The organism is Sulfurihydrogenibium subterraneum DSM 15120 (genome assembly GCF_000619805.1).
Taxonomy (GTDB): Bacteria; Aquificota; Aquificia; order Aquificales; family Hydrogenothermaceae; genus Sulfurihydrogenibium; species Sulfurihydrogenibium subterraneum.
Genome location: NZ_JHUV01000014.1, coordinates 24818 through 49896, shown reverse-complemented (window position 1 = coordinate 49896; position 25079 = coordinate 24818). Strand labels below are relative to the sequence as shown.

The 25079-nt window shown below is 33.1% G+C and carries 31 protein-coding genes; 14 read left to right on the top strand and 17 right to left on the bottom strand.

Annotation, left to right across the window (positions count from 1 at the left end):
* Positions 1-166: 166 nt before the first annotated feature.
* The 11 genes from Q385_RS0108260 to Q385_RS0108210 all read left to right on the top strand — a co-directional run bounded on the left by Q385_RS0108260 (position 167) and on the right by Q385_RS0108210 (position 9372).
* Entirely contained in the window at positions 167-418 is a 252-nt protein-coding gene (locus tag Q385_RS0108260; RefSeq protein WP_028951212.1) for a hypothetical protein, read from the top strand.
* 127 nt (positions 419-545) lie between these two features.
* A complete protein-coding gene (locus tag Q385_RS0108255; protein WP_028951211.1) occupies positions 546-2096 on the top strand; it encodes a glycoside hydrolase family 57 protein in 1551 nt (516 codons plus the stop codon).
* 12 nt (positions 2097-2108) lie between these two features.
* Positions 2109-2783 (top strand): dUTP diphosphatase, encoded by a 675-nt coding sequence (locus tag Q385_RS0108250; protein WP_028951210.1) that lies wholly within the window; start codon positions 2109-2111, stop codon positions 2781-2783.
* 3 nt (positions 2784-2786) lie between these two features.
* The gene (locus Q385_RS0108245; RefSeq protein WP_028951209.1) at positions 2787-3635 is read left to right on the top strand and encodes an SDH family Clp fold serine proteinase; all 849 of its coding nucleotides are present in this window, start codon (positions 2787-2789) and stop codon (positions 3633-3635) included.
* Positions 3635-4270: a DUF502 domain-containing protein gene (locus Q385_RS0108240; protein ID WP_028951208.1), complete on the top strand. Its 636-nt coding sequence runs from the start codon at positions 3635-3637 to the stop codon at positions 4268-4270. The genes Q385_RS0108245 and Q385_RS0108240 overlap by 1 nt, the downstream gene beginning before the upstream one ends.
* A gap of 1 nt (position 4271) precedes the next feature.
* The gene (locus tag Q385_RS0108235) at positions 4272-5747 is read left to right on the top strand and encodes a menaquinone biosynthesis decarboxylase (protein ID WP_028951207.1); all 1476 of its coding nucleotides are present in this window, start codon (positions 4272-4274) and stop codon (positions 5745-5747) included.
* A 79-nt stretch (positions 5748-5826) separates the two neighbouring features.
* The gene (locus tag Q385_RS0108230; protein ID WP_028951206.1) at positions 5827-6258 is read left to right on the top strand and encodes an NUDIX hydrolase; all 432 of its coding nucleotides are present in this window, start codon (positions 5827-5829) and stop codon (positions 6256-6258) included.
* Positions 6251-7135, top strand: coding sequence for a lysophospholipid acyltransferase family protein (locus Q385_RS0108225; protein WP_028951205.1), 885 nt, complete (start codon positions 6251-6253; stop codon positions 7133-7135). Before Q385_RS0108230 ends, Q385_RS0108225 begins: the two co-directional genes overlap by 8 nt.
* 62 nt (positions 7136-7197) lie before the next feature.
* Positions 7198-7473: an HU family DNA-binding protein gene (locus Q385_RS0108220; protein WP_028951204.1), complete on the top strand. Its 276-nt coding sequence runs from the start codon at positions 7198-7200 to the stop codon at positions 7471-7473.
* A 10-nt stretch (positions 7474-7483) separates the two neighbouring features.
* The gene (locus Q385_RS0108215; protein WP_211245396.1) at positions 7484-8254 is read left to right on the top strand and encodes a pseudouridine synthase; all 771 of its coding nucleotides are present in this window, start codon (positions 7484-7486) and stop codon (positions 8252-8254) included.
* Positions 8254-9372, top strand: coding sequence for an MFS transporter (locus Q385_RS0108210; RefSeq protein ID WP_028951202.1), 1119 nt, complete (start codon positions 8254-8256; stop codon positions 9370-9372). Before Q385_RS0108215 ends, Q385_RS0108210 begins: the two co-directional genes overlap by 1 nt.
* Here the strand turns inward: Q385_RS0108210 and Q385_RS0108205 are convergent.
* The 17 genes from Q385_RS0108205 to Q385_RS0108125 all read right to left on the bottom strand — a co-directional run bounded on the left by Q385_RS0108205 (position 9365) and on the right by Q385_RS0108125 (position 23570).
* Positions 9365-9748: a cupredoxin domain-containing protein gene (locus tag Q385_RS0108205; RefSeq protein WP_028951201.1), complete on the bottom strand. Its 384-nt coding sequence runs from the start codon at positions 9746-9748 to the stop codon at positions 9365-9367. The genes Q385_RS0108210 and Q385_RS0108205 overlap by 8 nt on opposite strands.
* A 1-nt stretch (position 9749) precedes the next feature.
* The gene (locus Q385_RS0108200) at positions 9750-10118 is read right to left on the bottom strand and encodes a DUF2784 domain-containing protein (RefSeq protein ID WP_028951200.1); all 369 of its coding nucleotides are present in this window, start codon (positions 10116-10118) and stop codon (positions 9750-9752) included.
* Positions 10108-10350, bottom strand: a complete 243-nt coding sequence (gene moaD / locus Q385_RS0108195; RefSeq protein ID WP_028951199.1) for a molybdopterin converting factor subunit 1 — start codon at positions 10348-10350, stop codon at positions 10108-10110. Before moaD ends, Q385_RS0108200 begins: the two co-directional genes overlap by 11 nt.
* Entirely contained in the window at positions 10340-11005 is a 666-nt protein-coding gene (locus tag Q385_RS0108190) for a 2,5-diamino-6-(ribosylamino)-4(3H)-pyrimidinone 5'-phosphate reductase (protein ID WP_028951198.1), read from the bottom strand. Before Q385_RS0108190 ends, moaD begins: the two co-directional genes overlap by 11 nt.
* 9 nt (positions 11006-11014) lie before the next feature.
* The gene (locus tag Q385_RS0108185) at positions 11015-11638 is read right to left on the bottom strand and encodes a CDP-alcohol phosphatidyltransferase family protein (RefSeq protein ID WP_028951197.1); all 624 of its coding nucleotides are present in this window, start codon (positions 11636-11638) and stop codon (positions 11015-11017) included.
* 11 nt (positions 11639-11649) lie between these two features.
* Complete coding sequence (ilvC, locus tag Q385_RS0108180; protein ID WP_028951196.1) at positions 11650-12648, bottom strand: ketol-acid reductoisomerase; 999 nt, start codon at positions 12646-12648, stop codon at positions 11650-11652.
* Between the two features lie 26 nt (positions 12649-12674).
* On the bottom strand, positions 12675-13274 hold the full coding sequence (locus tag Q385_RS0108175) for a hypothetical protein (RefSeq protein WP_028951195.1): 600 nt from the start codon (positions 13272-13274) through the stop codon (positions 12675-12677).
* The gene (gene ilvN / locus Q385_RS0108170; protein WP_028951194.1) at positions 13267-13833 is read right to left on the bottom strand and encodes an acetolactate synthase small subunit; all 567 of its coding nucleotides are present in this window, start codon (positions 13831-13833) and stop codon (positions 13267-13269) included. The genes Q385_RS0108175 and ilvN overlap by 8 nt, the downstream gene beginning before the upstream one ends.
* Before the next feature lie 5 nt (positions 13834-13838).
* Positions 13839-15584, bottom strand: a complete 1746-nt coding sequence (ilvB, locus tag Q385_RS0108165) for a biosynthetic-type acetolactate synthase large subunit (RefSeq protein WP_028951193.1) — start codon at positions 15582-15584, stop codon at positions 13839-13841.
* Positions 15585-15665: 81 nt separating this feature from the next.
* Positions 15666-17006, bottom strand: a complete 1341-nt coding sequence (gene radA, locus Q385_RS0108160) for a DNA repair protein RadA (RefSeq protein WP_028951192.1) — start codon at positions 17004-17006, stop codon at positions 15666-15668.
* Positions 16993-17442: a ribonuclease HI gene (gene rnhA, locus Q385_RS0108155; protein WP_028951191.1), complete on the bottom strand. Its 450-nt coding sequence runs from the start codon at positions 17440-17442 to the stop codon at positions 16993-16995. Before rnhA ends, radA begins: the two co-directional genes overlap by 14 nt.
* A complete protein-coding gene (locus Q385_RS0108150) occupies positions 17442-18206 on the bottom strand; it encodes an energy transducer TonB (protein ID WP_028951190.1) in 765 nt (254 codons plus the stop codon). Before Q385_RS0108150 ends, rnhA begins: the two co-directional genes overlap by 1 nt.
* Positions 18207-18209: 3 nt before the next feature.
* The gene (locus Q385_RS0108145; protein ID WP_028951189.1) at positions 18210-18614 is read right to left on the bottom strand and encodes an ExbD/TolR family protein; all 405 of its coding nucleotides are present in this window, start codon (positions 18612-18614) and stop codon (positions 18210-18212) included.
* Positions 18615-18626: 12 nt separating this feature from the next.
* Positions 18627-19562, bottom strand: a complete 936-nt coding sequence (locus tag Q385_RS0108140; protein ID WP_051524437.1) for an Rpn family recombination-promoting nuclease/putative transposase — start codon at positions 19560-19562, stop codon at positions 18627-18629.
* Positions 19559-19999 carry a MotA/TolQ/ExbB proton channel family protein gene (locus Q385_RS0108135; RefSeq protein WP_028951187.1) on the bottom strand — a complete coding sequence of 147 codons (441 nt, stop codon included), beginning with the start codon at positions 19997-19999 and terminating at the stop codon, positions 19559-19561. Before Q385_RS0108135 ends, Q385_RS0108140 begins: the two co-directional genes overlap by 4 nt.
* A 41-nt stretch (positions 20000-20040) precedes the next feature.
* Positions 20041-21462 carry a 4Fe-4S binding protein gene (locus tag Q385_RS0108130; RefSeq protein ID WP_028951186.1) on the bottom strand — a complete coding sequence of 474 codons (1422 nt, stop codon included), beginning with the start codon at positions 21460-21462 and terminating at the stop codon, positions 20041-20043.
* 20 nt (positions 21463-21482) lie between these two features.
* Entirely contained in the window at positions 21483-23570 is a 2088-nt protein-coding gene (locus Q385_RS0108125; RefSeq protein WP_028951185.1) for a TonB-dependent receptor family protein, read from the bottom strand.
* A 145-nt stretch (positions 23571-23715) separates the two neighbouring features.
* Here Q385_RS0108125 and hisA point away from each other — a divergent pair, with 145 nt between their 5' ends.
* The 3 genes from hisA to Q385_RS0108110 all read left to right on the top strand — a co-directional run bounded on the left by hisA (position 23716) and on the right by Q385_RS0108110 (position 25030).
* Positions 23716-24435, top strand: coding sequence for a 1-(5-phosphoribosyl)-5-[(5-phosphoribosylamino)methylideneamino]imidazole-4-carboxamide isomerase (gene hisA, locus Q385_RS0108120; protein ID WP_028951184.1), 720 nt, complete (start codon positions 23716-23718; stop codon positions 24433-24435).
* A gap of 8 nt (positions 24436-24443) precedes the next feature.
* Positions 24444-24662: a hypothetical protein gene (locus Q385_RS0108115; protein ID WP_156925212.1), complete on the top strand. Its 219-nt coding sequence runs from the start codon at positions 24444-24446 to the stop codon at positions 24660-24662.
* 104 nt (positions 24663-24766) lie between these two features.
* Positions 24767-25030 carry a CopG family ribbon-helix-helix protein gene (locus tag Q385_RS0108110; RefSeq protein ID WP_028951182.1) on the top strand — a complete coding sequence of 88 codons (264 nt, stop codon included), beginning with the start codon at positions 24767-24769 and terminating at the stop codon, positions 25028-25030.
* The last annotated feature ends 49 nt before the right edge of the window (positions 25031-25079 follow it).

Sequence of the window (25079 nt, the reverse complement as noted above, 5' to 3'; positions counted from 1 at the left end):
CGCACTACTCTTTAGGATATAAAACTCCTGCAGACATGCTTAATAAAATGTGATAAAATTTTTTAGGTGTGGGTGTTCATGATGTATAGAACTTATACAAAAATTTGAAAAAATGCTAATTTTTATGTTATAATTTTTATCAAAATTTTTTGAGGAGGTATCTGTAATGAAAAAATTAGTACTCGGTTCTGTAGCAGCTGTATTATCAGCATCTTTACTTTTCAGCTGCCAAAAGAAAGAAGAACAACCAGCTGAGCAACAAGCTCCAGCTCCAGCTGAGCAACAAGCTCCAGCTCCAGCTGAGCAACAAGCTCCAGCTCCAGCTGAGCAACAAGCAGCTCCAGCTGAGCAACAACCTGCACAACAAGGTGCTGAGCAACAACCAGCAGGAGAACAAAAACCAGCTGAACAAAAGTAATTCACCAATAAAGGGGGATATTTTCCCCCTTCCCATCAAAAATCATTCTATCTTTAACCGCACCTTCAAAATATCTTAACAAAATCATTATATAATATACATATAAAATCCCAAGGGGGAGAATACCATGAAAGGTTATTGGATGCTTGTTTTACATTCCCACTTACCTTTTGTCAAACATCCTGAGTATGATTACTTTTTAGAGGAACACTGGCTTTTTGAAGCTATTACTGAGACTTACATCCCACTTTTAATGACTTTTAAAAAACTCAAAGATGAAGGTATTGATTTTAAACTTACGACCTCTATAACTCCACCGCTGGCAAACATGTTAACAGATAAACATCTAATGTCTAAGTATGAAAAATACTTAGATAAAATGATACTGCTTACAGAAAAGGAGATAAACAGGACAAAGGCAAGTCCAACGTTTAACAAACTTGCAAGATTTTACAATGAAAGATTACTTAAAATAAAGGATTTTTATTACGGATTTTTAGATAAGAATGTTTTAAACGGATACAGATACTTTGAAGAAAGTAAAAATTTAGAGATAATCACTTGTAATGCTACCCACGGATTTTTACCTTTACTATCTCCAAATATTACAGCTGTAGAAAGACAGATAGATTTAGCTGTAAAATCCCATGAGAGATTTTTTGGAAAAAAACCAAAAGGTATATGGCTTGCTGAGTGTGCGTACTACGATGGACTTGACAAGGTACTTTCAAAGTATGGAATAGATTACTTTTTTATGGATTCTCACGGCGTTATTTTTGGAAAACCTTTCCCAAGATATGGTGTTTTTGCTCCTGTTTATACGCCTGAAAAGGTAGCAGTTTTTGCAAGAGACCCTGAATCTTCAAAGCAAGTGTGGAGTGCAAAAGAAGGATATCCTGGAGACTCAAATTACAGAGATTTTTACAGAGACATAGGTTTTGACCTTGACTTTGAGTACATAAAAGATTTTATAAGTCCTGACGGAATAAGAGTTTATACTGGAATAAAGTACTACAAAATTACAGGAGATGTCGATTTATCACAGAAAAAACCTTACGACCCGGATAAAGCTTATGAGATGACGAAAGTACACGCAGGACACTTTCACATATCAAGAGAAAAACAGATGGAACATCTATCAAAGTATATGGATAGACTTCCTATAGTAGTTAGTCCTTATGATGCAGAACTTTTTGGACACTGGTGGTTTGAAGGTCCAGACTTTTTATACAACGTATTTAAAATGATAGATGCTTACAAACAGTTTAAATCAATAACCCCTTCTGAGTATTTACAACTTTATCCCGAAAACCAAGAAATAAAACCTTCACCATCATCTTGGGGAGATAAAGGATACTACGAAGTTTGGTTAAATCCTGAAAACCACTGGGTTTATAAGTACCTTCACCAGATGGAAGAAGACTTTGTACAACTTAAAAAAATCTATGGAAGTAATGATATAATAAAACAGATGGAAAGAGAACTTCTTTTAGCTCAAAGTAGCGACTGGACTTTTCTTATAACTACACAGACGGCAAAACAGTACGCAACAAACAGACTTAAAGAACATATCCACAACTTTTATAGGTTGAAAGAGATGTTAGACACAAATATAATAGATTTTGATTATTTGAATAAATTGAAAGAAAAAAATTCAATATTTTCAGAAATTTTATAAGGGAGTTAAAGATTGGAAGAAAAGATAAAACAGTGTTTAGAATTACAAGACACTCTTAACCAAAAAATAAATAAAGACTGGAAACAGATAAGAAAAAAAGAAGACTTTTGTAGAGCTATATGGCTTGAATGTGCAGAAGCTGTAGAAAGCCTTCCTTGGAAATGGTGGAAAAAGGTTGAACCTGATTTAGAAAACCTTGAAATAGAGCTTGCAGATATTTTTCACTTTGTCCTATCTCTGATTCTTATGGAGAACAAACCAGATTTAACCTATTTTTACAAAGGTTTAAATGAGGACTTTACAAATCTTAAAGGTATAGAGGGAGAATACATAAACCACTATTTAGCAGACATTTATCAGAAAGATAGTGATAAATACAAAGAGTACATATTTTTACTTGAAAGGATAGCAGAAAAATCGTTAAGACAAGACCTAAAGGGTGTTTTATTCTTTTTTGGTTTAATTACAAAAAGATTAATGGGCTTTGATAAACTGTATCTACTGTATTATGGTAAAAACATACTAAACCATATAAGACAGGAAATGGGATACAAATCAGGAGATTATAAAAAAATAATCAATGGTCTTGAAGATAACAAGTATTTGATAAAAATCATAAAAGAAGTAGATGACTTAAATCAGTTGGAAAGAAAAATAAGAGAAGGATTTAGTAGTATAGGAGTGTAGCAGATGGAAAACACAGGATTTTTCTTTATAAGTCAGTTGTTTTGGTTTATCTTCCTCTTTATGTTGATAATGCCCATACTTCAAGCTCAGATGCTTCAATGGAGTAGAGAGAGAATATTAAAAGCCATAGAAGATATATACGGAAGTAAAGTTATAACTTTAATCCACAGGCAAGAAACAAGGTCTTTATTTGGCTTTTTTATGATGAGAATGATAACTATAGAAGACTCAGAAGCTGTTTTACGAGCAATAAGAATGACTCCTAAAGATAAACCGATTGACTTTATAGTACACACTCCTGGAGGAATTGCGCTGGCAGCTACACAGATAGCAAAAGCACTGGCAGACCACCCTGCTAAGGTTAGAGTGATAGTACCACACTTTGCAATGTCTGGAGGAACTTTGATAGCTTTAGCAGCAGATGAAATTGTAATAGATAAACACGCAGTTTTAGGACCTGTAGACCCACAACTTGGAACAGAGCCTGCAGCTTCTTTAGTGGCCATAGAAAAACTAAAAGACCCTAAAGATATAGATGACCAAACATTAGTAAAAATAGATATGAGTAAAAAAGCTTTAAAACAGATGTATGATACAGTAGTAAATCTTTTAGTTAAGAAAGGTCATCCTTTAGAAAAAGCACAAACAATAGCAGAAGAGCTTTCTCAAGGAAAGTACACCCACGACTTTCCTATTACAGTAGAACATTTACAGCAGCTGGGATTAAACGTATCAACAGATATGCCTGAGGAAGTATACGCACTTATGGATTTATATCCTCAACCAACAGGGATACCAGCAGTTCAATACTTGCCAGAACCTGTAAGAAGACCAGAGGCGGTTAAAAAGTAATGAAAAGCATAAATATTAAAAACATATTCATAACAGGATTATTTGTTTTAATCCCTATAATTGTAACTGTATGGGTTATAAAAACCCTTCTATCCGTCGTAAACAACCTAATACTTCCGTATTTAGAAGAGATTGGAATTCCTACGCCTCATATTCCAGGATTAGGTATATTAGTGACCCTATCTATAATATTTATTCTTGGACTTCTTGCTCAAAATTACTTTGGTAAGAAGTTTTTAGCGTATGTAGAGTCTTTAATATCAAAGATTCCAGTTGCAGGGTCTGTTTACAACGCTACAAAACAAACTATGGAGACTCTCTTTTCAAAAAAGGAAAACTTTTCTAAAGTTGCTTTGGTTAGATTTCCTCATCAAGATACCTATGCAATAGGTTTTATAGCTAATCAGTTAAAAATATGTGAAGAAGACTACTATATTGTATTTGTTCCTGCTGCAATTAACCCTACTTCTGGCTTTGCTATTATGGTGAAAAAGCAAGACATTATAATAACAGATTTAACCGTTGAAGAGGCAATGAGAACAATTGTATCAGGTGGACTTGTAATAAAAAAACATATAAAATTAGTTAAAGATAATCAAGCCCCTGCAGGAGAAGTTTCTGCAAACGGAGAATAAGATGCCTTACGAAGACTTGAGAGAGTTTATAAGAGATTTAGAAAAAAACAACGAACTTATCAGAGTAAAATCAAAAGTAAGTCCTATCCTTGAAATCACAGAGATAGCAGATAGAATGATGAAGATGCTCGCAGGTGGCAAAGCACTTCTTTTTGAAAATGTTGAAGGTTATGAGGGCATACCTGTTTTGATAAATGCCTTTGGTAGTGAAAAAAGAATGAAAATGGCTCTTGGAGTCAAAAACTTTGAAGATATAGGATGGAAGCTGTATAAGATAGTAAAGCCAGAGATACCAAACACATTTTTAGATAAAATAAAAAAGCTTCCAGAGTTAAAAAAATTAAACGATGCCTTACCAGTTATAGTAAAAGACGGAAAATGTAAAGAAGTTATAAAAAAAGGAGATGATATTAACGTATTTGACTTTCCTGTTTTAAAGTGCTGGCCAAAAGACGGAGGAAGGTTTATAACACTTCCTATAGTTATATCAAAAGACCCTGAAAACGGTATAAGAAACATAGGAATGTATAGGATACAGCTGATAGATAAGGATAAACTAACAGTACATTGGCAGATCCACAAAGGTGGTTCACACCACTACTGGAAAGCAAAAAAGTTAGGACAAAAGATACCTGTTGCAATAGTTATAGGTGCAGATCCTGTAATAACTTACTGTGCTTCTGCCCCACTTCCAGAAGATGTTGACGAGTTTTTATTTGCAGGAATAATAAGAGAAAAAGGTGTTAAGTTAGTAAAATGTGAAACAGTTCCGTTAGAGGTTCCTGCCGATGCAGAAATCGTAATAGAAGGCTACATAGACCCATCGGAGCCTTTACACGATGAAGGACCTTTTGGAGACCATACAGGATTTTACACACCAGTAGATAAGTATCCTCTAATGCACATAACCTGTATAACCCACAGAAAAGACCCAATCTATCAAACAACGATAGTAGGAAAACCACCGATGGAAGATGGCTGGCTTGGAAAAGCCACGGAAAGAATATTCCTTCCTATGGTTCAGTTTAATCTTCCAGAAATAGTAGATTATAACCTTCCAATAGCAGGATGCTTCCATAACTTTGCTTTTGTTTCTATTAAAAAAAGATATCCAGGTCATGCATTTAAAGTAATAAACGCACTGTGGGGATTAGGGCAGCTAATGTTTGAAAAGAATATAGTTGTGTTTGATGACTGGGTAAATGTTCAAGATTTAAACGAAGTTCTATGGATATGGGGTAATAACGTTGATCCGTCAAGAGATGTGATAATACAAAAAGGGGTTATAGATGTTTTAGACCACTCAACGAATTACGTGGGGTTTGGCGGAAAAATGGGGATAGATGCCACTACAAAATGGAAAGAGGAAGGCTACTTAAGAGATTGGCCAGAAGTTGCTAAAATGGATGAAAACGTAAAGAAAAAAGTTCTTCCAGTTTGGGAAGAAGTGCTTAAGAAAATGCTGGAGACTAAATAAAGCATTTAATCATGTAGAAGTAAATGATATAATATATTTTCTTTAAAATTTTTTAACTAAAATTTAACAGGAGTGGAATATGAGTGTAAAGTGGGAATTTTCTGCAGGTGGAGTTGTATTTAAAGAAGACCAAGACCAAATTTATATTCTACTTATTAAAAATAAAGACAGATACGGTTTTCCTAAAGGAAATATAGAAAGAACAGAAAAGAGAGAAGATGCAGCTGTAAGAGAAGTTAAAGAAGAAACAGGAGTAGATGCAGAAGTTCTTGATTACTTAGGAAATGTAGAGTATTGGTACAGGTCTGGTGTTGATACAATTCACAAGTTTGTTTATTACTACCTAATGAGATACGTAGGTGGAGAGTTAAATCCACAAAAAGAAGAAATAGAAGCTGCAGAATGGGTTCCTATAAACCAAGTAGAAGAAAAACTATCCTTTGACAAAGATAAAAAAATATTCTCTTTAGCTGTCAGTAAGTTAAAGCAATTTTCAAAAGTGAATGCTTGATAGGTTTATAAATTTTACATTTAACTACTTCAAGAGTTTAGATAGAAAAAAAGCTTTAAAAAAAGCAGACCAAATTGGAAACTTTCTATACTTTATCAACTATCGTAAAGATGTTATTGAGAAAAATTTAAGTGTAGCTTTTCCAGATAAGAATAAAAATTGGAGAGATTACATTAGAAAAAAATCTTTACAAAATATAGGAAGAGTTATTGTTGAATTTCCAAGACAACCTTATTATGTAAAGTCAGGGAAGATAGAAGATATAGTTAAAATAGAAAAAGGTTTGGATTTATTAGAAGAAATAAAAAAAACAGGAGGAATAATAGTATCAGGGCACATATCAAGCTGGGAAATGTGCGGAACAGGACTTTCCTACTACTTAAACGGTCTTACAAGCCTTGCTTACAGGCAAAAAAATGAAAAGATAAACAAAATAATAACTCAGATAAGAGAAGAGTCAGGAATAAAAATAATTTACCATGACCAACCATTAAAGTACTTTCTAAACGCCCTAAAAAATAAAGAAGTAATCAGTTTTTTAGTAGACCAAAACGCTTTACGACACAGGGGATACTTTGTTGATTTTTTTGGGTTAAAAGCTTCAACAGTTAACTTTCCTGCTAAATTGGTTGCCAAGTATAAAGTTCCTATATTAACTTCATATCTTTATTTTAACGAAGAAGATAAAAGATATTACCTTACTGTAGAAAAGCTTTATTATCAGGAAGGGAGTACAGAAGATGAAACAGCTTTTAACATTACCCAAGCTTATACAAAAAAGATAGAAGAGTATGTAAGAAAACACCCTGACCAGTACCTGTGGGTTCATAAAAGATGGAAAACAAGAGAAAACGAAGATTTAGAAAAAATATATTGACAAATAATAATTTTTTAGGTAAATTTAATTTTTGTTAATAAATATTTTTAGGAGGGTGTGATATGACAAAAAAAGAACTTATATCAGTTGTTGCACAGAAAGCCGGTTTAAAAAAGGCTGCGGCTGAGAAAGCTGTAAATGCAGCCATAGAGGCGGTAGTAGACGCTATCTCTAAGGGAGAAAGAGTAGCTATTCCTGGATTTGGAATATTTAATGTAAGAGAGAGAAAAGAAAGAAAAGGTAGAAACCCTAGAACAGGAAAAGAAATTAAAATCCCTGCAAGAAAAGTAGTGGCATTTACAGCTGCAAAAGCATTAAAAGAAGCTGTAAACAAGTAATTGTATAAAAATGGGGCTTTTATGCCCCTTTATAAAAAAGGAGCCTAATATTAGATTAGATAGATTTTTAGCAAATCAAGGTTTTGGAAGTAGGTCTGAGGTTCAGAAACTCATAAAAAAAAGATTTGTAAAGGTAAACGATAAAGAAGTAAAAGACCCTTCTATACATATAGACCCTTTAAAAGATAAAATAACAGTGGAAGATGAAGATGTAGAATATCAGGAAAATTTTTACTTTATGTTAAACAAGCCTTCAGGGTATATAACTGCTACTTACGATGAAAACTATCCAACTGTAATAGAGCTTTTAACTGATGAGCCTATCAAAGACAGACTTTTTCCCATAGGAAGATTAGACTTAGACACAGAAGGACTTTTAATACTAACAACAGATGGTCAATTGGCACACAGATTAGCCCATCCAAAGTGGAACATAGAAAAAGAGTATTATGCCATTGTAGAGGGAGATGTTTCAAAAATCGATTTTTCTCCTTTTGAAAAAGAAGGGATTTACTTGAAAAAAGACAAATACAAAACAAAACCTTTTAAAGTAAAGGTTTTATCTTCATCAAAAGAAGAGTCTAAAATTTTAATAACAGTTTCAGAAGGAAAGTACCACATAGTAAAAAAGATAATGCAGTCTTTAGGTCATCCTGTTAAGTATCTAAAAAGAATTAGAATGGGCAATCTTAAACTTGATAAAAATCTTGAGATAGGAAATTATCGCCCATTAACAGAAGAAGAGATAAAAAACTTAAAAAATCTTGTTAACTTAGAGTAATGAAAAAAATACTCTCCTTTTCTCTCTTTGATACAGGGGAAACCATACTAGGAGCTTTAATTTACTCTGTTTTCTTCCCCCTTTATATAACAAAGTACGTTGACCCGAAAATTTACAGCTACGTTTACAGTTTTTCTTTTTTACTTTCTTTTTTGTTTGCTCTTGAGATAGGTAAGTACGTTGATAGAACTGGAAAAAGGAAAGAAGGGTTTATTGTTTTTGCTACTTTAACAGCCATTTTATGTTTTTCCTTGGGTTTTTTAGAAAGTTTACCAATTTTGTCTCTCTTTATTTTTTCTCTTATGTCCATAACCCATCAGCAGAGTTTTGTTTTTTATAACTCACTACTTTTAAATTTTGAGACAAAGGGTTTAGCATCTGGTTTTGGGGTGAGTTTTGGATATGTTGGGTCAGCAATTGCACTTATCTTTTTTGCAAAAGTTTTGTCTATTCCTGCAGTTTATTTTATAACAGGATTAATTTTCTTTCTATTTGCTATTCCTTCTTTTCTTTTTTTAGAAAATCCATCTCAAAAACATAATGTAAGTCTAAAAGAGGTTTTTAAAGATAAAAGGTTTATCCTAACTATAATCTCTATTTTATCTTTAACAGAAGTAGCAAATACCTTGATAGCTATGATGAGTATCTATCTAAAAAATGTTTTTGGTTTGGAAGATACACAAATTTACAAAGTAATTGGTCTTTCAGCTGTGGGGGGTATAGTAGGAGGTGTTTTTTGGGGTAAAATTTTAGACAAGTTTTCGAGTGATAAGGTATTTCCACTGGGTTTTTTCTTATGGGCAGGATTTTTAATATCGCTACCTTTTATTCCAAAAGACTTAATTTTAGTAGCTGGGTTTTTTGCAGGATTTTCTCTATCACACCTTTGGACTGTATCAAGAGTTTACATAATCTCAAACTTTCCCCACGAAGAGGTATCTACAAGAATGTCTTTTTTATCTTTAACTGAGAGACTTGCTTCAACAACGGGACTGTTCATCTGGGGGACGTTGCTTTTTATATCACAGGATAATTATAGATTGTCAGCAATGCTTATGAGTGTTTTTCCAATTTTAGGATTTTTTGTATTTTTGTACTCTAAAAGATTTTCTACTTAACGTAAATATCACCTTTTGTTGGAAAGAAATCTACACAGTAAGGGCAGGTAAATATGTGGTGTCCTGGGTATATCATCTTTACTTTTACTTCTTTTGTCTCTCCCTTTTTTATGTTTTCTACCATAACATCGTAAGGTGGTAGTATGTAAAAGCAGTGTCCATAGTATTTTGAGTTTGGGTCTTGTTCTATTCCTTCATCTACAGCTGTGATTCTAAAAAGTATAACTTTGTTTCTCTCTACTGTTATAACATTTGGCTGATATCCGTTTTTTGATACTTTTATATCTACGACTAAATCTGGTTTTTCTTCTGTTTTGGTGCAGGATAAAACAGTTAACAAAAGCCCAATTACATAAAAAATCTTTAAAAAACTCATTTTAGATTCCTTGTTTTGAAAACTTTTTATAAATTATAAAATGGACTCCTACCATTATCAACGTTGCTATAAAAATTAAAGTAGGATTTATCTCTATATAAACAAGTTTTTCAAGATAATAGGATATAAAACTTTGTTCATAGTGATTTTCTTTAGCCAATTTTCTAAAGAAATTTTCCAAATAAGTTAAAGGACAAGTAAGATTAAAAACTTGAAGAAAAACTGAGAATACTAAGCCCAGTATGTGAATGTATTTTACCTTTTTGTGTCTTACTCCAAAGATAGAACCAAAAATTAAAAACAAAATCCACAAAAAATGAATCAGTACAGTTAAATCTGCTAAAATTCCAAAGATTAATTTATCCCCCACTTACAGGTGGTATTATCGCAACTTTATCGTTCTCTTTTAAAGAAGTGTTTTTATCTGCATAATGTTCATTAACAGCAATCATAGACTTTTGTAAAATCTCTTTAATGTCTGGATAAGTCTTTGTTAAATAGTTGATTAAGTCTTCAACTTTAATGCCATCAAAATCTAAAATCTCGCTACTTTTCCCTACTTTGTCTTTTACTTGTGAAAAGTATAAAACTTCAACTTTCATACTTGACTTCCCACTCTGTAATTAGATGAGACCCTCTCATAAAGTGAGCCCTTAATTTTAACTTTATCACGTCATCTAAACTTTTAAAACCTTCTCCACCAACTAACGTAGGAGTATCTGTTCCACCTACTATGAAGGGCATATGTATAATCCTTATTTCATCTACAAGTCCTAAGTTTAATAAATTCCAGTTAAGAGTAGAACCACCCTCAACCATTAAAGTATGTATTCCTCTGTTATATAGAAAGTCCATCATCATTATAAGGTCAACCTTTTCATCTCCTATCTTTACAACTTCTACTTTTTCTGATAATGCTTTGACTTTTTCTTCAGGAGCTTTTTCAGTTGTTATTATTATGGTAGGAGCATCTTTTTTCAAAACATTTGCATCTAAGGAAATGTCAGCTGTAGAGGTAGGTATAATTCTGGTAGGATTTTTGCCTTTTACGTATCTTACTGTTAAATATGGATTATCTGTTCTTATGGTCTCTGCACCAACCATTATACCGTCTACTTTTGCTCTTGTTTCGTGAAGGTATCTGTTTGCCTCTTCATCCATAAATTTCATTATTTCCTTTGAAGATACACCCTTTGCCAGTGTAAGTTTTCCGTCAACTGTAACTTCTGAAATTATTATCGTGTAAGGTCTTTTCATACTGTCCTCTTAATCGTAATCTTTGTTGTACTTTATGTAAAGATATACAATCCTTTGAAGTAAAGATAAGGTAGTTAATGCTGTTATTAGAACAAATCCAAATTCAAGTCCACCTAAAATTTTAAAATGTTCAAAAATAGAAAATACAATTATTGTTAAAAGAGTTTCAGGTCTTCCAAAAAATCCTATACCTTCAAGGGGGTCATCTATCTTTCCTTTCTGTCTGTTTGAAAATCCTATTTCAGCGTAAGCAACAGGTTTTATAAATGTGTGTAGCATACTTACAGTTATTGCTAAAGCTGTAAGGTAAGGAGTGGAATATGTAATTCCTATAAAGAATAGTAAAAATCCATCAACAAATTTATCCGCAAGCCAGTCAAATACTGCACCAAACTTTGATGCTTTATCTTTCTCTCTTGCAACGACACCGTCAAGTAGGTCAAAAAAACCACTCATGAAAACTAAAGTTGCACCTACTAAAGGTTTTTCTTTGTAAAAGGATATAGCTGCTAAAATACCGATTATAACTGATATTATTGTTATTATGTTTGGAGTTATACGGGTTCTCGCGAGGAGAACCCCTACCGGCTCATAAACTTTTTTAATGCTTTTTCTTTTTGACGTTAAGTTCATAGTTATCCTTTTTATAAACTTTTACCACCAAGCCATGGCATCATTTTTCTTAACTCTTTTCCTACCTTTTCAACAGGATGTTCTTCATCTTTTTTAACAAGAGCGTTAAAGTGTGGTCTGTTTGCTACGTTTTCAAGTATCCATTCTTTTGCAAACTCACCTTCTTGTATTTCTTCTAATATTTTTTTGTAGATAGGTTTTACAGCTTCGTAAACTCTTTTTCCTCTTGTAACGTCTCCATACCTTGCAGTGTCAGATATAGAGTATCTCATTCCAGATATACCGTACTGGTATATAAGGTCTACAATGAGCTTTAATTCGTGTAAGCATTCAAAGTAAGCAACTTCTGGCTGATATCCAGCTTCTATAAGGGTTTCAAATCCAGCTTTTATTAAGGCAGTTGCTCCACCACACAAGACCGCTTGCTCTCCAAAAAGGTCTGTTTCTGTTTCTTCTTTAAAAGTAGTTTCTATAAGTCCTGCTCTTGTACAGCCTATTCCTATTGCGTAAGCCATTGCTATCTCTCTTGCGTTGCCTGTAAAATCTTGGTAAACTGCAAACAGTCCGGGAACACCTTTTCCTTCTTCATACATCCATCTAACTAAGTGTCCTGGTCCTTTTGGTGCTACTAAGAAAACGTCTACATAAGCAGGTGGTACTATTTGTCCAAAGTGTATGTTAAATCCGTGGGCAAATGCTAAAGCATTTCCTTCGTCTAAGTTAGGAAGTATAGCAGAGTAGAAAAGTTGTGGCTGAACAGTGTCAGGAGTAAGTATCATTATAACGTCTGCTTTTTTAGCAGCTTCATCTGGGCTGTAAACTTCAAAACCTTCTGCTTTTGCTTTCTCTATAGACCTACTTCCTGCAAGTAGACCTATTATTACTTTTATTCCACTATCTCTTAAGTTTAATGCATGGGCATGTCCTTGACTACCATATCCTATAATCGCTACAGTTTTGTCCTTTAAATAATCTAAAGAAGCATCTTCATCGTAATAGATGTTTGCCATTTTTTCCTCCTGAATGAAATTTTTAATTATTCTACTACAACTTTTTCTATTTTGTTATTTTCAATTAAGAGTTTAAAAACCTTACCAGCGGTTTCATCATCTAACATTATAACATTTAGATTTACAAAACCATTGCCTACTTTTATACCGTCTGTACCTTTTGTAATATCTACATATCTTGTTAAGTTATCTCCTTTTTGAGATAAGAGTTTAACTTTATTATACAGAGGGTTGGTATTAAGCTGAACTCTTATGTTTACTTTTTTTTCAGGTATGTCTTTTAGTTTAAAAAATTCATTATTTTGTAATGTTTTTAATCTTGAGTACATATCTTCTGCATAGTTAACTGTTACACATGATGATGAGTAAGGATTGTTTGCTTTGTAAACTTTTATACACATATTATAAGCTTTTCCTTCCCAGCTTAAAGATGGGTATATTACGTATAAAGGTTCCTTTCCTTTCGTAAGTAAAGAAGCTCCTGATACATTATTTATTAAAAATTCTGTTAAATAGTCTGAATAACTATCTGGTAGATTCTCTATAGAGGCTTTCGCTATCGCAATATCCTGCGCATAAGCAGAAAAGGAGATAAAGGATAATGTAAAAATTAATTTTTTAATCAAACCTTTCCCCCATTATAACTTTAGTTGTTGCAGACTCTCTTACCATCGCTAAAGTCCCTGTTCTTGCCATTTCTTTAATACCAAAAGGTTTAATAAGACTTATAAAAGCTTCTATTTTATCTTCGTCTCCTGTTATCTCTACTGTATAAGTATCTGTTGAGACATCTACAACCTTTGCCCTAAATATGTTTACCAGTCTCATTATCTCGTCCCTTGTTCTGTCGTTTTCGGTATGTATCTTTATAAGTGCGAGCTCTCTTTCTATGTGAGGGATATCGGTTATATTTCTCACTCTTAGTGTTTCTATCAATTTTCTAAGCTGTTTTATAATTTGCTCTATAACTCTTTCATCTCCTTCTACAACAATTGTTATTCTTGCTATGTTTGGCTCGTGGGTTCTTCCTACTGTAAGACTTTCTATGTTATAACCTCTTCCTGCAAAAAGTCCAGTAATTCTTGCTAAAACTCCAAAGTTATGTTGAACTTTAACTGTTATTACGTGCCTTCCTATCTTTTTTTCTGGCTGTGGCCTTTCTTTTAATACTTTTATTTCACTCATATATTTTACCCCACTAAGTACATAGTTTCTGCTTCACCTTTCTGTTTAGGTGTTAAAATCATATCTCTATAGCTTTTTCCTGCTGGAACCATTGGTAAAACGTTTTCTTCTCTATCTACAACAAAATCAATTAGGACAGGTCTATCGTTTATCTCCATAGCTTTTGCTAAAACTTCTCTAACTTCGGAAGGTTTAGTTGCCCTTAATCCAACTGCTCCAAAACTTTCTGCTAATTTTACAAAATCCGGCTGGACTGATAAACAAACACTTGCGTACCTACTATCGTAGAAAAACTGTTGCCACTGTCTTACCATTCCTAAAAATCCGTTATTTATTATAGCAATTTTTACTGGGACTCTATATTGAACTGCTGTTGCTAAATCTTGTATGTTCATTATAAAAGAACCATCACCTTCTATTGCAAATACAGTTTTTTCTGGTCTTCCTATCTTAGCTCCGACAGATGCAGGAAATCCAAATCCCATAGTTCCAAGACCGCCTGAGTTTAAAAACTGTCTTGGATAACTGTATTTATAAAACATTGCAGCCCACATCTGATGCTGTCCTACACCGGCTGATATAATAGCATCTCCGTTTGTTATGTTATAAATCTCTTCTATTACGTACTGTGGTTTTATTATTTTATCTGATTTTCTGTAGGATAGTGGATGTTTTTCCTTCCATTCTTGTATCTGCTTTAACCAGTTTTCTCTCGCAGCTACCCACTCTACTGGTTTTTCTTCTAACTCTTTTATAAGTTTTTGAAGGACGTTTTTTACATCTCCAACGATAGGAACGTCTACTGTTATTGTCTTACTTATTGAAGCCGGGTCTATATCTATGTGGATTATTTTTGCCTCTGGTGCAAACTCTGATATCTTTCCTGTGACTCTATCATCAAATCTTGACCCGACTGCTATAAGTAAGTCACTGTGATAAACCGCCATATTAGCGTAGTACGTTCCGTGCATACCTAACATGTGTAGAGATAGAGGGTCTGTCTCCGGAAATGCACCTTTTCCCATATTTGTAGTAGTAACCGGTATCTTTGTTAATCTTGCTAATTTTGTTACTTCTTCTGCAGCACCTGATAGTATAGCTCCACCACCAACGTATAAAACAGGTCTTGTTGCTTTTCTTATTAACTCTGCAGCTTTTTTTATCTGTACAGGATTACCTTCTACGTGAGGATTATAGCCAGGTAAAGACTCTTTTACTTCTTCATCGGAAGGTATGTAGTATTCTGCAACCTGTTGTGTAATGTCTTTTGGAATGTCTACTAAAACAGGTCCAGGTCTTCCGGTTCTTGCTATGTAGAAAGCTTGTCTTAGAATAAGAGGTAGGTCTTTTATATCTGTAACTAAAAAGTTATGTTTTGTTATAGGTCTTGTTATCCCAATAACGTCGGCTTCTTGAAATGCATCTGTCCCTATGTAATGTCTTGGAACTTGACCTGTTATTGCAACCAATGGAATAGAATCCATATACGCAGTTGCAAGTCCTGTAACTAAGTTTGTAGCTCCTGGTCCTGATGTTGCAATTACTACTCCTACTTTACCTGTAGCCCTTGCATAACCATCTGCCATATGACAAGCTGCCTGCTCATGTCTTGTTAAAATATTTCTAAAAGGTGCGTCAAAAAGGGCATCATAAACTTCCATTATTGCACCACCGGGAAGACCAAATACAGTATCAACTCCTTCGTGTATTAATACATCTACAACTATATCTGCTCCTCTTTTCTTTTTCATCTTTAAACTCCTATTTTAATAAGTGTAAAAAATATTATAAATCTAAAAAACTTTTTGGTATGATTTAAATTTGATTTTTAGTTAAAAAATGTTTAATATCTCTTTCAGATTTTTTACATTTGTTATATTTATGTCCTTATCTTTATAGCTTGTTGGGGCAAGTATCTGATTTAAACCCTTGCTTTTACACTCTCTTATTCTAATGTCCTCAAAATGAACAGACCTTACTTCCCCTGTTAGTCCTATTTCCCCAAAAACTGCCATATCATTAGGAATAGGAATATTTTTATAAGCTGAAAAAATAGCGGTGGCAACTGCTAAATCTACTGCTGGTTCATCTATTTTTATACCCCCTACAACGTTAACAAATATATCTTTATCTTTTAAGTTTATTTTTAAATGGTTTTCCATAACAGCTGTTATGATTGATATTTTATTTAAGTCTATACCTTGACTTCTTCTTTGTGGAACAGGATAAAAGGTTTTTGATACAAGTGCTTGGACTTCCACAAGTATAGGTTTTGACCCTTCAGTGTATGGAAATATTACACTTCCTGCTTGGTCTTGAGGTCTTTGGGATATGAAAAACGAAGATGGGTCTAAAACCTCTTCCATTCCTTTATCTGTCATATTGAAAACTGCAATCTCTCCGGAGCTTCCAAATCTGTTTTTTAAAACTCTTAGTATCCTGTAAGCGTATCCTTTTTCTCCTTCAAACTGAGCTACAGTATCTACAAGATGCTCTAAAACCTTTGGTCCGGCTATACTTCCTTCTTTATTTACCTGACCCACAATTAAAGATATAATACCTTTTGACTTTGAGATTTCAGTAATTTTACTGCTTACATACTTAACCTGCGATACAGACCCTGCAGGAGATTCAAGATTTTCAGAGTAAACAGTTTGAACGGAATCTAAAACTATCAAATCAGGGTTTAAGTTTTCTATAGCTGATATTATATTTTCTAAGTTTGTGTCAGAAAGTATGTATAGGTTTTCTTTTAACGCTCTCACTCTTTCAGCTCTTATATAAATCTGATAAGATGACTCTTCAGCTGATACGTAAAGAACTTTTTTATCTTTTGAAAGATAAGAAGAGATTTGGAGAAGTAAAGTGGACTTTCCAATCCCAGGCTCTCCTGATATTAGAATTACTTGCCCTGCTACAAATCCGCCACCTATGGCAGTGTCAAAGTTATCAAATCCTGATTTTATCCTTGACAGCGTTATATCTGTTTTAAGGTCTGTAATAGGTTTTGGATAAATGTTTTTAGTTATAAAGCTTTTTTCTTTTTTAAAATCTACTATCTCTTCTGAAACAGAGTTATAAGACCCACAAACAGAGCATCTTCCTACCCAAGTGGGAAAGGTTGCACCACATTCACTACATACGTAAGTTGTTTTTGTTTTACTTTTTTTCATCTTTTACTTTCAGAGCCTCTTGTTTAGCTATTTTATCACAGTATTCATTTTCAGGATGTCCGCTGTGCCCTTTTATCCAGAAAGCTTTTACTTTATGTTTTTGTAGTAATTCATACAATTTTTTCCACAAATCTTGATTTTCAACAGGTTTTCCTGAAGATGTCTTCCAATTATTCTTAATCCATTTTTCAAGCCAAGAGTTTATTCCATTAACTACGTAGTTTGAGTCTGTGTACAGCTCAATCTCGTATGGAGATTTTTTTAATGATTCAAGGGCTTTTATTACAGCTGTGAGCTCCATACGATTGTTGGTGGAATTTTTTTCTGAGCCTTTTATTATGGCTTTCTTTTCACCGTCTGTTATTATGGAACAGTATCCACCAGGACCGGGATTTTTTAAACAAGACCCATCAGCAAATATTTTAAGTTTTTTCATTACATATATATTATTTGGAAAACTATAGGAATTTCAACAGTTATTCTTTTAGGTGGTTTTTTGTAAGGTTGAAGTTTTTTTAATATTTCTATCGCTCCTTTGTCTAAAACATTATAACCGCTTGGGTCTACTATTTTTATTGAGTTTTCATCTATAGTTCCGTCTTCGTTTATCGTAACTCTAACTATCACCTGTCCTTCTATTTTAAGTCTTTTTGCAATAGGAGGGTATAAGTCTCTTTCCCTTGCTTGCTGGTTTAGGTATCTGATAAGCTCTTTTAGATAACCGTTTATGTCCTCTTCTTTTTTCTCAGGTTGTTTGAATGTGTCTGGATGTCCTTTTGATATGTCTATAGGTTGTGGGTTTGCTGGTGGAGTTTGAGGTTGTGGAGGTTGTGAGCTCTCTTGTTTTACGGTTGTTTTGTCTTGAGTTATTTGAGGTTTTGACTCTTGTGAGGTTGTTTCTTGTTTTGGTTTTTCTTCTACCTGTGGAGTTTTTTCTACTACTTTAGGCTGTATTTTTTCTTCTTGTTTTGGTGTTATTGGTTTAACAGGTTGAGGTTTTGGCTGAATTGTTTGTTTCTCTTCTGAGATAGAAGGTTTTTCTTTTACAGGTGGAAGGTTTTCTAAGCTTATGGTTATGATTTTTTCTTTCTCTTTTTTCTCTGGAAGGTTAAATATATAAAGTAGAAGAAAAATTGTAAGGTGAATGGCAATAGATAAAACTATGGATACTGCTAATACTTTTCTCTCCTTTTGTTCCATAGATTACTCTTTTTTTGTTTCAATTACATACTTTTCTAATCCTACCTGCCTACAAACGTCAATAACACTTATAACATCTTGAAAAGGCACATCTTTTTCAGCCCTTAGAGCAACAACTGGATTTTCTACATTCTGTTTTTCTGTTTCAAGAATGGACTTTAGTTTATCTAAATCTACTTTTTGGTCTTGGAAGTAAACTCCATCTTTTTTAATAGTTATCTCTATTCTTTTTTGGAGTTGTTTTGAAGGTTCCCCTGTTTTTGCTTTTGGAAGGTCAAGGGGTATTTTACCTTCAACCATAAAGGTAGCAGTAGCCATAAATATAATAAGTATAACAAGGACTATATCAACAAGAGGAATCATATTTATTTCTGATATTTCTCTGTCATTCTCGTCAGTAATCTTCATCTGTCCTCTACCTCAAAGTATTTTGTTTTTAATCTCTTCAAAACTGTCAGCTGTAGCTACTATCTTTAAAACTTCTTCAAACTTTTCTTCATCTTCAAAAGATAAGAGCTTATTTTCTATTGTCTGGATTTCTTCAGGCTTTGGTTGAAACTTTAGTTTTATTAAGTTTAATATACTTTTTATATAACCTTTTTTTAGTCCCTTTTTTAAACCTTCCATCTCCCATTTTTCCGTTAATAACATCATATCTTTATCACCTCCTGCTTCTAAAATTATACTTTCTATAACTTCTGGTTTTTTAGTAATTGCAACTGTATAGTTAAGGATAATATAAACACAGTCTTGATTGTGTGCAATTATTAACTCTTTTACAAGAGGTTTTAGTTTTTTTATATCGTCAAATATGTTTTTCATTGTATATAAAGTAGCCATTAGGCAAAGGTTGTCGTGGATATTTTTTAAAATGTAGTTATCATCAATCTGACCTAAATCTATAAGATAGTAGTTAAAGTCTATTATGTAGTTTTTTAATGGAAAATTTTTAAAATGTTCTTGTAGGTTTTTGGGAATGTTCCACTTTTGTTTACCGTGATAGAAAACTATTGGTATTATAGGAGTGTAGTCTTTTTTTTCTCTTAAATCTTGCTCCCAAACAGAAGCACAGTAATACATTATCTGGACTGGCACTAATTTATCAGGGTAAGATTTATGTTCAAATACTACATATATTTGGCTGTCTAAATTGTTTAAATTACATTCAAAAGCAAGGTCAAGGAAAAACTTTTTTTTATTTTCTGCTTGTTTTTCTGTGTTTATAAGTTTTACACTGTTTAAGTCTAAATTTTTATAAATATCAGGAATGAAGTGTTTTAAGAATGTTTTAAAGTTTTCTACATTACCAAAAATATACTTAAACAGAGAGTCGTGAGGGTGGTGAATGTCTATCATTTTTTACTCTCATACATCATAAGTAAAAACTTCATCTTTCTTACAAAGTAGTTATAACCAATAACTGCAGGAATTGCTACAAACAGTCCCATAGCAGTGGCAACCAGAGCTTCTGATATTCCTGTCATAACAACTCTTACCCCAAACTCTGAAGATGTTCCTAAGTGGTGGAATGCTTTTATAACGCCTAAAACAGTTCCAAAAAGTCCTATAAATGGAGCGTTGTTTCCAAAAGTGGCAAGTATTCCCAGCCTTTTTTCAAGTTGGAGTCTCAGCTCCAATGGGTCGTACTTGTCTAAGTTTTGCTCTATTACTTTGTAAGCCATAAACCTTTCTATGATTATGGCTATCGTAATGATACTCATAATTAAAAGAATGTAAAGGACGGGGTCGCCACCCACCAGAGCCAGTTTCAATATTATATCTGTTAAGCTCATTCTAAACTCCCGTATAAGAATTTTAGAAAATTATACCACTGTTAGTGGTGGTGATGTGTAAACGTGGGTGGGTAAGCCATAAACGCATACTGCTGGAATATTGAAAGTAAAACATAAAAAATAGGTAAAGCCATTGCAAAAATCAAAGCAAGTTTAAATTTTGGATGTAAGTGGTAATTTTCTAATTTCATTCTGTGGTAAACAAGGTACATGCTCCAAAAACCTGCTATGTAGGTAAATATTGTAAACACTCTTAGCCATGCATCTTTTCTTGATGCCAAAGGTTCAACTGTAAAACCAAGATGAAAACCTTGAGAAATGCCGTTTAAAAATTGATGATAGTATTCAGCAAAGAAAAATGATAAGGCATGAGATAAGCCTCCTACTATCATTATAGGAGCAAAAGCATAACCAATACTGTTGAAAAAGTTTTTATAATCAACATTTAGAATCTTTGATGCTAATTTAAATCCTCCAATCGCAAAAATTAAGGCAGATAAAATTCCCATTATAAGTGCAATAAAACCACTAACATCAACAAAATGTGGAAAGTTAAAAACTTCATTTAACTTTTTTCCAATAATATTCCAAGGAAGTGAATCAGCAAGTCCAGTTCTTGAAAGTCCGTGATGATACTTCATAGTTATAGTAATAACTCCTATAATCAGTATGTAAGTCCAAACTTCGTAGCTTTGAGGTTTTTTTATCTTTTGATAAAGAGAGTATCCCCATTTTCTAATATCCCACTTAACCTCATTACAAGCGTAAGCACATTCCATACATAAAGTACATGTGTCCATAGAAGCTTTTTCGTTGAACTTTGATGGATTTAGCTTATAAGGGCAAGCTATTGTACATTCGGGTTTTTTACAGCTACTGCAAGCTTCTTGATTTGTTGACAACCAAGTAAAACCTACTCTATTAAAACTGGTACATATAGAACCTATAGGACAAAAGTACTTGCAATGCACTCCATTAGAGAAAATAAAAGATATTACAATTGCTAATATAGTGAAAAATGTAAACAAAAGAGCTGTAGGTAAAGGTTTGTTAAAAACTGTTGGAAACGTGTAAATTACTACCCAGTAGGATATTATAAGTAAAAATAAGCCTATTAAAGGATTTTTTAAACTTTTAGGCAGATTCTTTTTTAATCCTATATTTGTAAAAAATCTTACTAAAAAGCCGTGAGGACAGACTGTGCAGAAAAATCTTCCAACCGTAGGTAAGGTTATAACCATAAAGAAAGGCCAAAACAATCCCCAAAACAGTCCTGTAGTAAATAAATTTTCTTTAGTAGGGTTGACATAACCATAGATTATAGCGTAAAGGAAGATAATCAGTAAAAAAATTCTTATACCGTTTAAGATTTTAGGGTTTGTTAAAGCAGTGCCTATGATGGGCATAGATAGAATGTTATTAGAATGTTGTTTTTCTATTAAAGTTATTTTAACCTCTTGCATAGCCACACCTCCTAAAATTTTTAAAATCTATAACTTGCACTTACAAACCAAGTCCTTGGAGCTCCTGGTTTATAAGGCGTTCTAGAGTCTTCTGTGACTTCTACAGCATACTTTTTGTCAGTTAGGTTGTAAACGCTAAACCCAATCTCAAGGTTTTTCCTTTCGTACCCAAGGTATAGGTTGGTTAGAAACTCATAGCCTTTGTACTTTCCAGTATTAGCTGGGTTTGTGTAGTACTCTCCCCATGTGTTTGTATTTATCTTAGCTTTAAAGCCTAAAGGGTTAAAGTAATAAAGATATAATGTGTACTTGTGTTTTGGAATGTACTCAACTCTGTTCCCACTTCTGTCGTATTCAACGTTTCTCCTTAAAGTTGGATTATACTTAACTTCTTTGTAATCTTTGTATATAAAATCGCTGAAAGTGTAAGACCCACCTATGTAAAGACCCTTGGCTATTTTAAATCTGCCGTCAACCTCTACACCTTTTTTGTGTATTTTTCCAGCATTTGCGTAAGTTGTAAGTTGTCCGTCAATAACTCTGATTATTTCATCTCTTGAATCTATGAAAAAGAATGCAGTGTTTAAACTAAACTCATCATCTTTTACAGCTTTAAAACCAACTTCATACTGATAAGATTTTGCGTTTTTTAAGTTTGGATTTTGTATTAACTGACTCCATTGAGGTGTTTGAAAACCTGTAGAAAACGAGCCATATACATTTACAATCTTAGAAATTCCATAACTTATACCAACTCTTGGACTCCAAGCCCTAAAACTTGTAGTTTTGTCAAAAATTTGAGGTGGATTTGAAGTTTTATATCTGCCTGAAGAAAAGTCATAAGAGATGTAAGTTGTCTGGTTTAAATTAAATTTAACCGTATCCCATCTTAACCCTAAATCTATTAAAAGTTTGTTTGTAGGTTTAAGAGTTTCCTGAGCATAAAATCCATACTTTAAAATTTTGTTTTTATTGGTTTCCGCTAAGTCTCCTTTCCTGTCTGATAAAGTGTAAAGAATTTTTCCAGTTCTATCTTTTGCAACATCACCGTAAGTATATTTATCAGCATTATAATCGTCGTACTGAATTTGAAAACCACTTATTAAGGTAGCATTAATACCAAAAAGTTTGTGTTTAAGCTCTGTTATAAAGTCTGTTCCAAAAACTTTAGCTCCACCGTCGTTAATTACGCCTGTAACTGGGTGGTAATGATGCCATTTTTGGACATAAAATAACGGTTTTATTGTAAATGAGTCTGTTAGCTGGTTTTGATACTTTGTGTTGAAAAAGTATATTTCGCTGTATCTTCCAGAGTGTATCCATACGTTTTCTTTGTACTGTTTTGTAGGGTCTGTCTCAAATTGTTGTTTTGTTAGAGAGTTTGGAAGTTGAAGATCTGCTTTTGTATAGCTAAAGTAAGATTCAACTGATGCGTTGTGGTTAAATATATATCCGATTTTAAACGATGCTTGGGTTGATTTAAACTCGTTCCACTCTCTCCAAGATTCTGTTGACCTTCTGGTAATATCAACGTAGTAGAAAAGTTTACCCTTATAGCTGTTTCCGTATAAAAGGTTTGCAAGGTATGTTACATAATCTCCGTATCCAAACTTTAACTTTAAACCTTGAACTTCCCATACAGGTTTTGTTATAAAGTTAACAACTCCACCTATTGCGTTAGCTCCGTAGAGTGTAGAGTTTGGACCTTTTACTATCTCTATTTGGTCTATAAGTTGAGGGTTTACAAAGTCAAGCCTTGTCAGTCCATCTGGGTCTGTGATAGGCACACCGTCAAGAAGAATGTTAATCTGTCTTATTCCATAGGGAGCTGTCAACCCTCCACCTCTGATTATAAGTCTGACATCATAACCACCATTTTTTGTTTCTGCATTTACTCCAGATACTTCGTTTAGGCTTTCCGAAAGATTAAAACCTCTTTCAAACTTTAACTCCTCCTTTGTAATTGTAGCGGTTCCTGCTGGAATTTCTTTTTCTTCTCTCTCTGATTTAGTAGCAGTAAACTGGACTTTGTCAATTTTAAACACATCTTCTGCTTTTGAAATCAATGCTAAAGACAACATAGTGGCTACAAAGAGTCTACTTTTCATTCCTAACCTCCGTTATGCTTTATGTTGTAAATTTCATAAATTATACTTTAATTTAAAATTTAAATCAACATAAAAATTAAAAAATATTAACATTGCTTAACTCTATGTTAAAATTTTCAAAAATCTTTTAAAAAAAGGTAAAAAAATGGGTTTGAAGGAGTTTATAATTCCTGCAATAGATTTAAAAGATGGAAAAGTGGTAAGGCTTTATAAGGGTGAGTTTGACAAGATAAAAGTTTACAAAGACAACCCAATTGATATGGCAAAGTACTTCCAAGACTGTGGAGCTGTGCACGTTCACGTGGTAGATTTAGACGGAGCTTTAGAAGGTAAACCTAAAAACTATAAAGTTGTAGAGAGTATAGTTAAATCTGTCAACATTCCAGTTGAGTTTGGAGGAGGTCTTAGGAGCTACGAAGCTGTTAAGACTATGTTTGAAATTGGCGTTGATAGAGTAGTAATAGGAAGTCTTGCCTATGAAAATCAAGATGAGTTTTTAAAGATAGTAGAAGATTTTAAAAACAAAGTGATAGTTGGTATAGATGCAAAAGATGGAAAAGTTGCTATAAAAGGCTGGGTTGAAAAAACGGATTACACTCCACTGGAATTTGCGAAAAAATACGATAATTTAGACATATTTGGATTTTTATACACAGACGTAAACAGAGACGGTGCAATGGTAGGTCCTAACATTGAAGGGACAAAGTATTTAGCAGAAAATCTAAAACACTATGTTATAGCATCAGGAGGCGTAGGCTCGTTAGAAGATGTCCTACAGCTGTATAAACTAAAAGATTATGGCGTATTTGGAGTAGTTGTAGGCAAAGCTATATATGAAGGTAAGATAAAGTTAGAGGAGCTGTGATTGGGATAATGGACGAAAAACTTTTGCAAGAAATAAGTCAGCTTCCAGAGATAGAAGAAGCTCAGATAATAGAACCTCCAGAAGAAGATGCGGAGTTTGATTTATCTTTAAGGATAATAGCAAAACCAGAAGTAGATAAGTGGCAACTTCAAAAGAAAATCCAAGATTTAAGATGGAAGTATAGCAAAGTAGATGAACCTTTAACTTTATATTTAGAAATAGAGTGAATTACGGTTTTGGATTAAAAAAATTGGAAACAATAAAAATCTTGAAAGTATAAAAATTTAGCATTAACTTTAATTTAAGAAAAAAATTAAGTAAAGGTAAAATTATGAGTGTTATAAAGAAAACAGTTTCAATATCAGACGATTTATACGAAGAAGTTCAAAAATTTATTGATTCTAAAAATTTTAGTGAAGTAGTCCAAGAAGCTCTCAAAGACTATTTACAAAAAAAGAAAAAAGAAAGAATAATGTCTTTTGCAGGAGCTCTTAAAGATTGGAAAATTGAAGACGGTATAGAGTTTGTAGATAAGATAAGAGAAGAAGATGTAAAAACTCAAAAATTTAACTTTTCAAAAAATTTAATCAAGTAGGATTTATTTTTGCAAATTTGCAAAAAAGCAAAAGATGAAGCTGTATAAG

Excerpts from the sequence above, each read along its gene's own strand:
- Q385_RS0108135 (WP_028951187.1), bottom strand. The coding sequence starts at position 19,999 with ATGAGCTTAACAGATATAATATTGAAACTGGCTCTGGTGGGTGGCGAC.
- Q385_RS0108230 (WP_028951206.1), top strand. The coding sequence starts at position 5,827 with ATGAGTGTAAAGTGGGAATTTTCTGCAGGTGGAGTTGTATTTAAAGAA.
- Q385_RS0108210 (WP_028951202.1), top strand. The coding sequence starts at position 8,254 with ATGAAAAAAATACTCTCCTTTTCTCTCTTTGATACAGGGGAAACCATA.
- Q385_RS0108235 (WP_028951207.1), top strand. The coding sequence starts at position 4,272 with ATGCCTTACGAAGACTTGAGAGAGTTTATAAGAGATTTAGAAAAAAAC.
- Q385_RS0108240 (WP_028951208.1), top strand. The coding sequence starts at position 3,635 with ATGAAAAGCATAAATATTAAAAACATATTCATAACAGGATTATTTGTT.
- Q385_RS0108220 (WP_028951204.1), top strand. The coding sequence starts at position 7,198 with ATGACAAAAAAAGAACTTATATCAGTTGTTGCACAGAAAGCCGGTTTA.
- Q385_RS0108145 (WP_028951189.1), bottom strand. The coding sequence starts at position 18,614 with ATGAAGATTACTGACGAGAATGACAGAGAAATATCAGAAATAAATATG.
- ilvC (WP_028951196.1), bottom strand. The coding sequence starts at position 12,648 with ATGGCAAACATCTATTACGATGAAGATGCTTCTTTAGATTATTTAAAG.
- Q385_RS0108130 (WP_028951186.1), bottom strand. The coding sequence starts at position 21,462 with ATGCAAGAGGTTAAAATAACTTTAATAGAAAAACAACATTCTAATAAC.
- Q385_RS0108115 (WP_156925212.1), top strand. The coding sequence starts at position 24,444 with ATGGACGAAAAACTTTTGCAAGAAATAAGTCAGCTTCCAGAGATAGAA.
- rnhA (WP_028951191.1), bottom strand. The coding sequence starts at position 17,442 with ATGAAAAAACTTAAAATATTTGCTGATGGGTCTTGTTTAAAAAATCCC.
- Q385_RS0108260 (WP_028951212.1), top strand. The coding sequence starts at position 167 with ATGAAAAAATTAGTACTCGGTTCTGTAGCAGCTGTATTATCAGCATCT.
- radA (WP_028951192.1), bottom strand. The coding sequence starts at position 17,006 with ATGAAAAAAAGTAAAACAAAAACAACTTACGTATGTAGTGAATGTGGT.
- Q385_RS0108110 (WP_028951182.1), top strand. The coding sequence starts at position 24,767 with ATGAGTGTTATAAAGAAAACAGTTTCAATATCAGACGATTTATACGAA.
- Q385_RS0108125 (WP_028951185.1), bottom strand. The coding sequence starts at position 23,570 with ATGAAAAGTAGACTCTTTGTAGCCACTATGTTGTCTTTAGCATTGATT.
- Q385_RS0108245 (WP_028951209.1), top strand. The coding sequence starts at position 2,787 with ATGGAAAACACAGGATTTTTCTTTATAAGTCAGTTGTTTTGGTTTATC.
- Q385_RS0108190 (WP_028951198.1), bottom strand. The coding sequence starts at position 11,005 with ATGAAAAGACCTTACACGATAATAATTTCAGAAGTTACAGTTGACGGA.
- Q385_RS0108225 (WP_028951205.1), top strand. The coding sequence starts at position 6,251 with ATGCTTGATAGGTTTATAAATTTTACATTTAACTACTTCAAGAGTTTA.
- moaD (WP_028951199.1), bottom strand. The coding sequence starts at position 10,350 with ATGAAAGTTGAAGTTTTATACTTTTCACAAGTAAAAGACAAAGTAGGG.
- Q385_RS0108215 (WP_211245396.1), top strand. The coding sequence starts at position 7,484 with ATGGGGCTTTTATGCCCCTTTATAAAAAAGGAGCCTAATATTAGATTA.
- Q385_RS0108255 (WP_028951211.1), top strand. The coding sequence starts at position 546 with ATGAAAGGTTATTGGATGCTTGTTTTACATTCCCACTTACCTTTTGTC.
- Q385_RS0108140 (WP_051524437.1), bottom strand. The coding sequence starts at position 19,562 with ATGATAGACATTCACCACCCTCACGACTCTCTGTTTAAGTATATTTTT.
- ilvN (WP_028951194.1), bottom strand. The coding sequence starts at position 13,833 with ATGAGTGAAATAAAAGTATTAAAAGAAAGGCCACAGCCAGAAAAAAAG.
- hisA (WP_028951184.1), top strand. The coding sequence starts at position 23,716 with ATGGGTTTGAAGGAGTTTATAATTCCTGCAATAGATTTAAAAGATGGA.
- Q385_RS0108185 (WP_028951197.1), bottom strand. The coding sequence starts at position 11,638 with ATGAACTTAACGTCAAAAAGAAAAAGCATTAAAAAAGTTTATGAGCCG.
- ilvB (WP_028951193.1), bottom strand. The coding sequence starts at position 15,584 with ATGAAAAAGAAAAGAGGAGCAGATATAGTTGTAGATGTATTAATACAC.
- Q385_RS0108150 (WP_028951190.1), bottom strand. The coding sequence starts at position 18,206 with ATGGAACAAAAGGAGAGAAAAGTATTAGCAGTATCCATAGTTTTATCT.
- Q385_RS0108205 (WP_028951201.1), bottom strand. The coding sequence starts at position 9,748 with ATGAGTTTTTTAAAGATTTTTTATGTAATTGGGCTTTTGTTAACTGTT.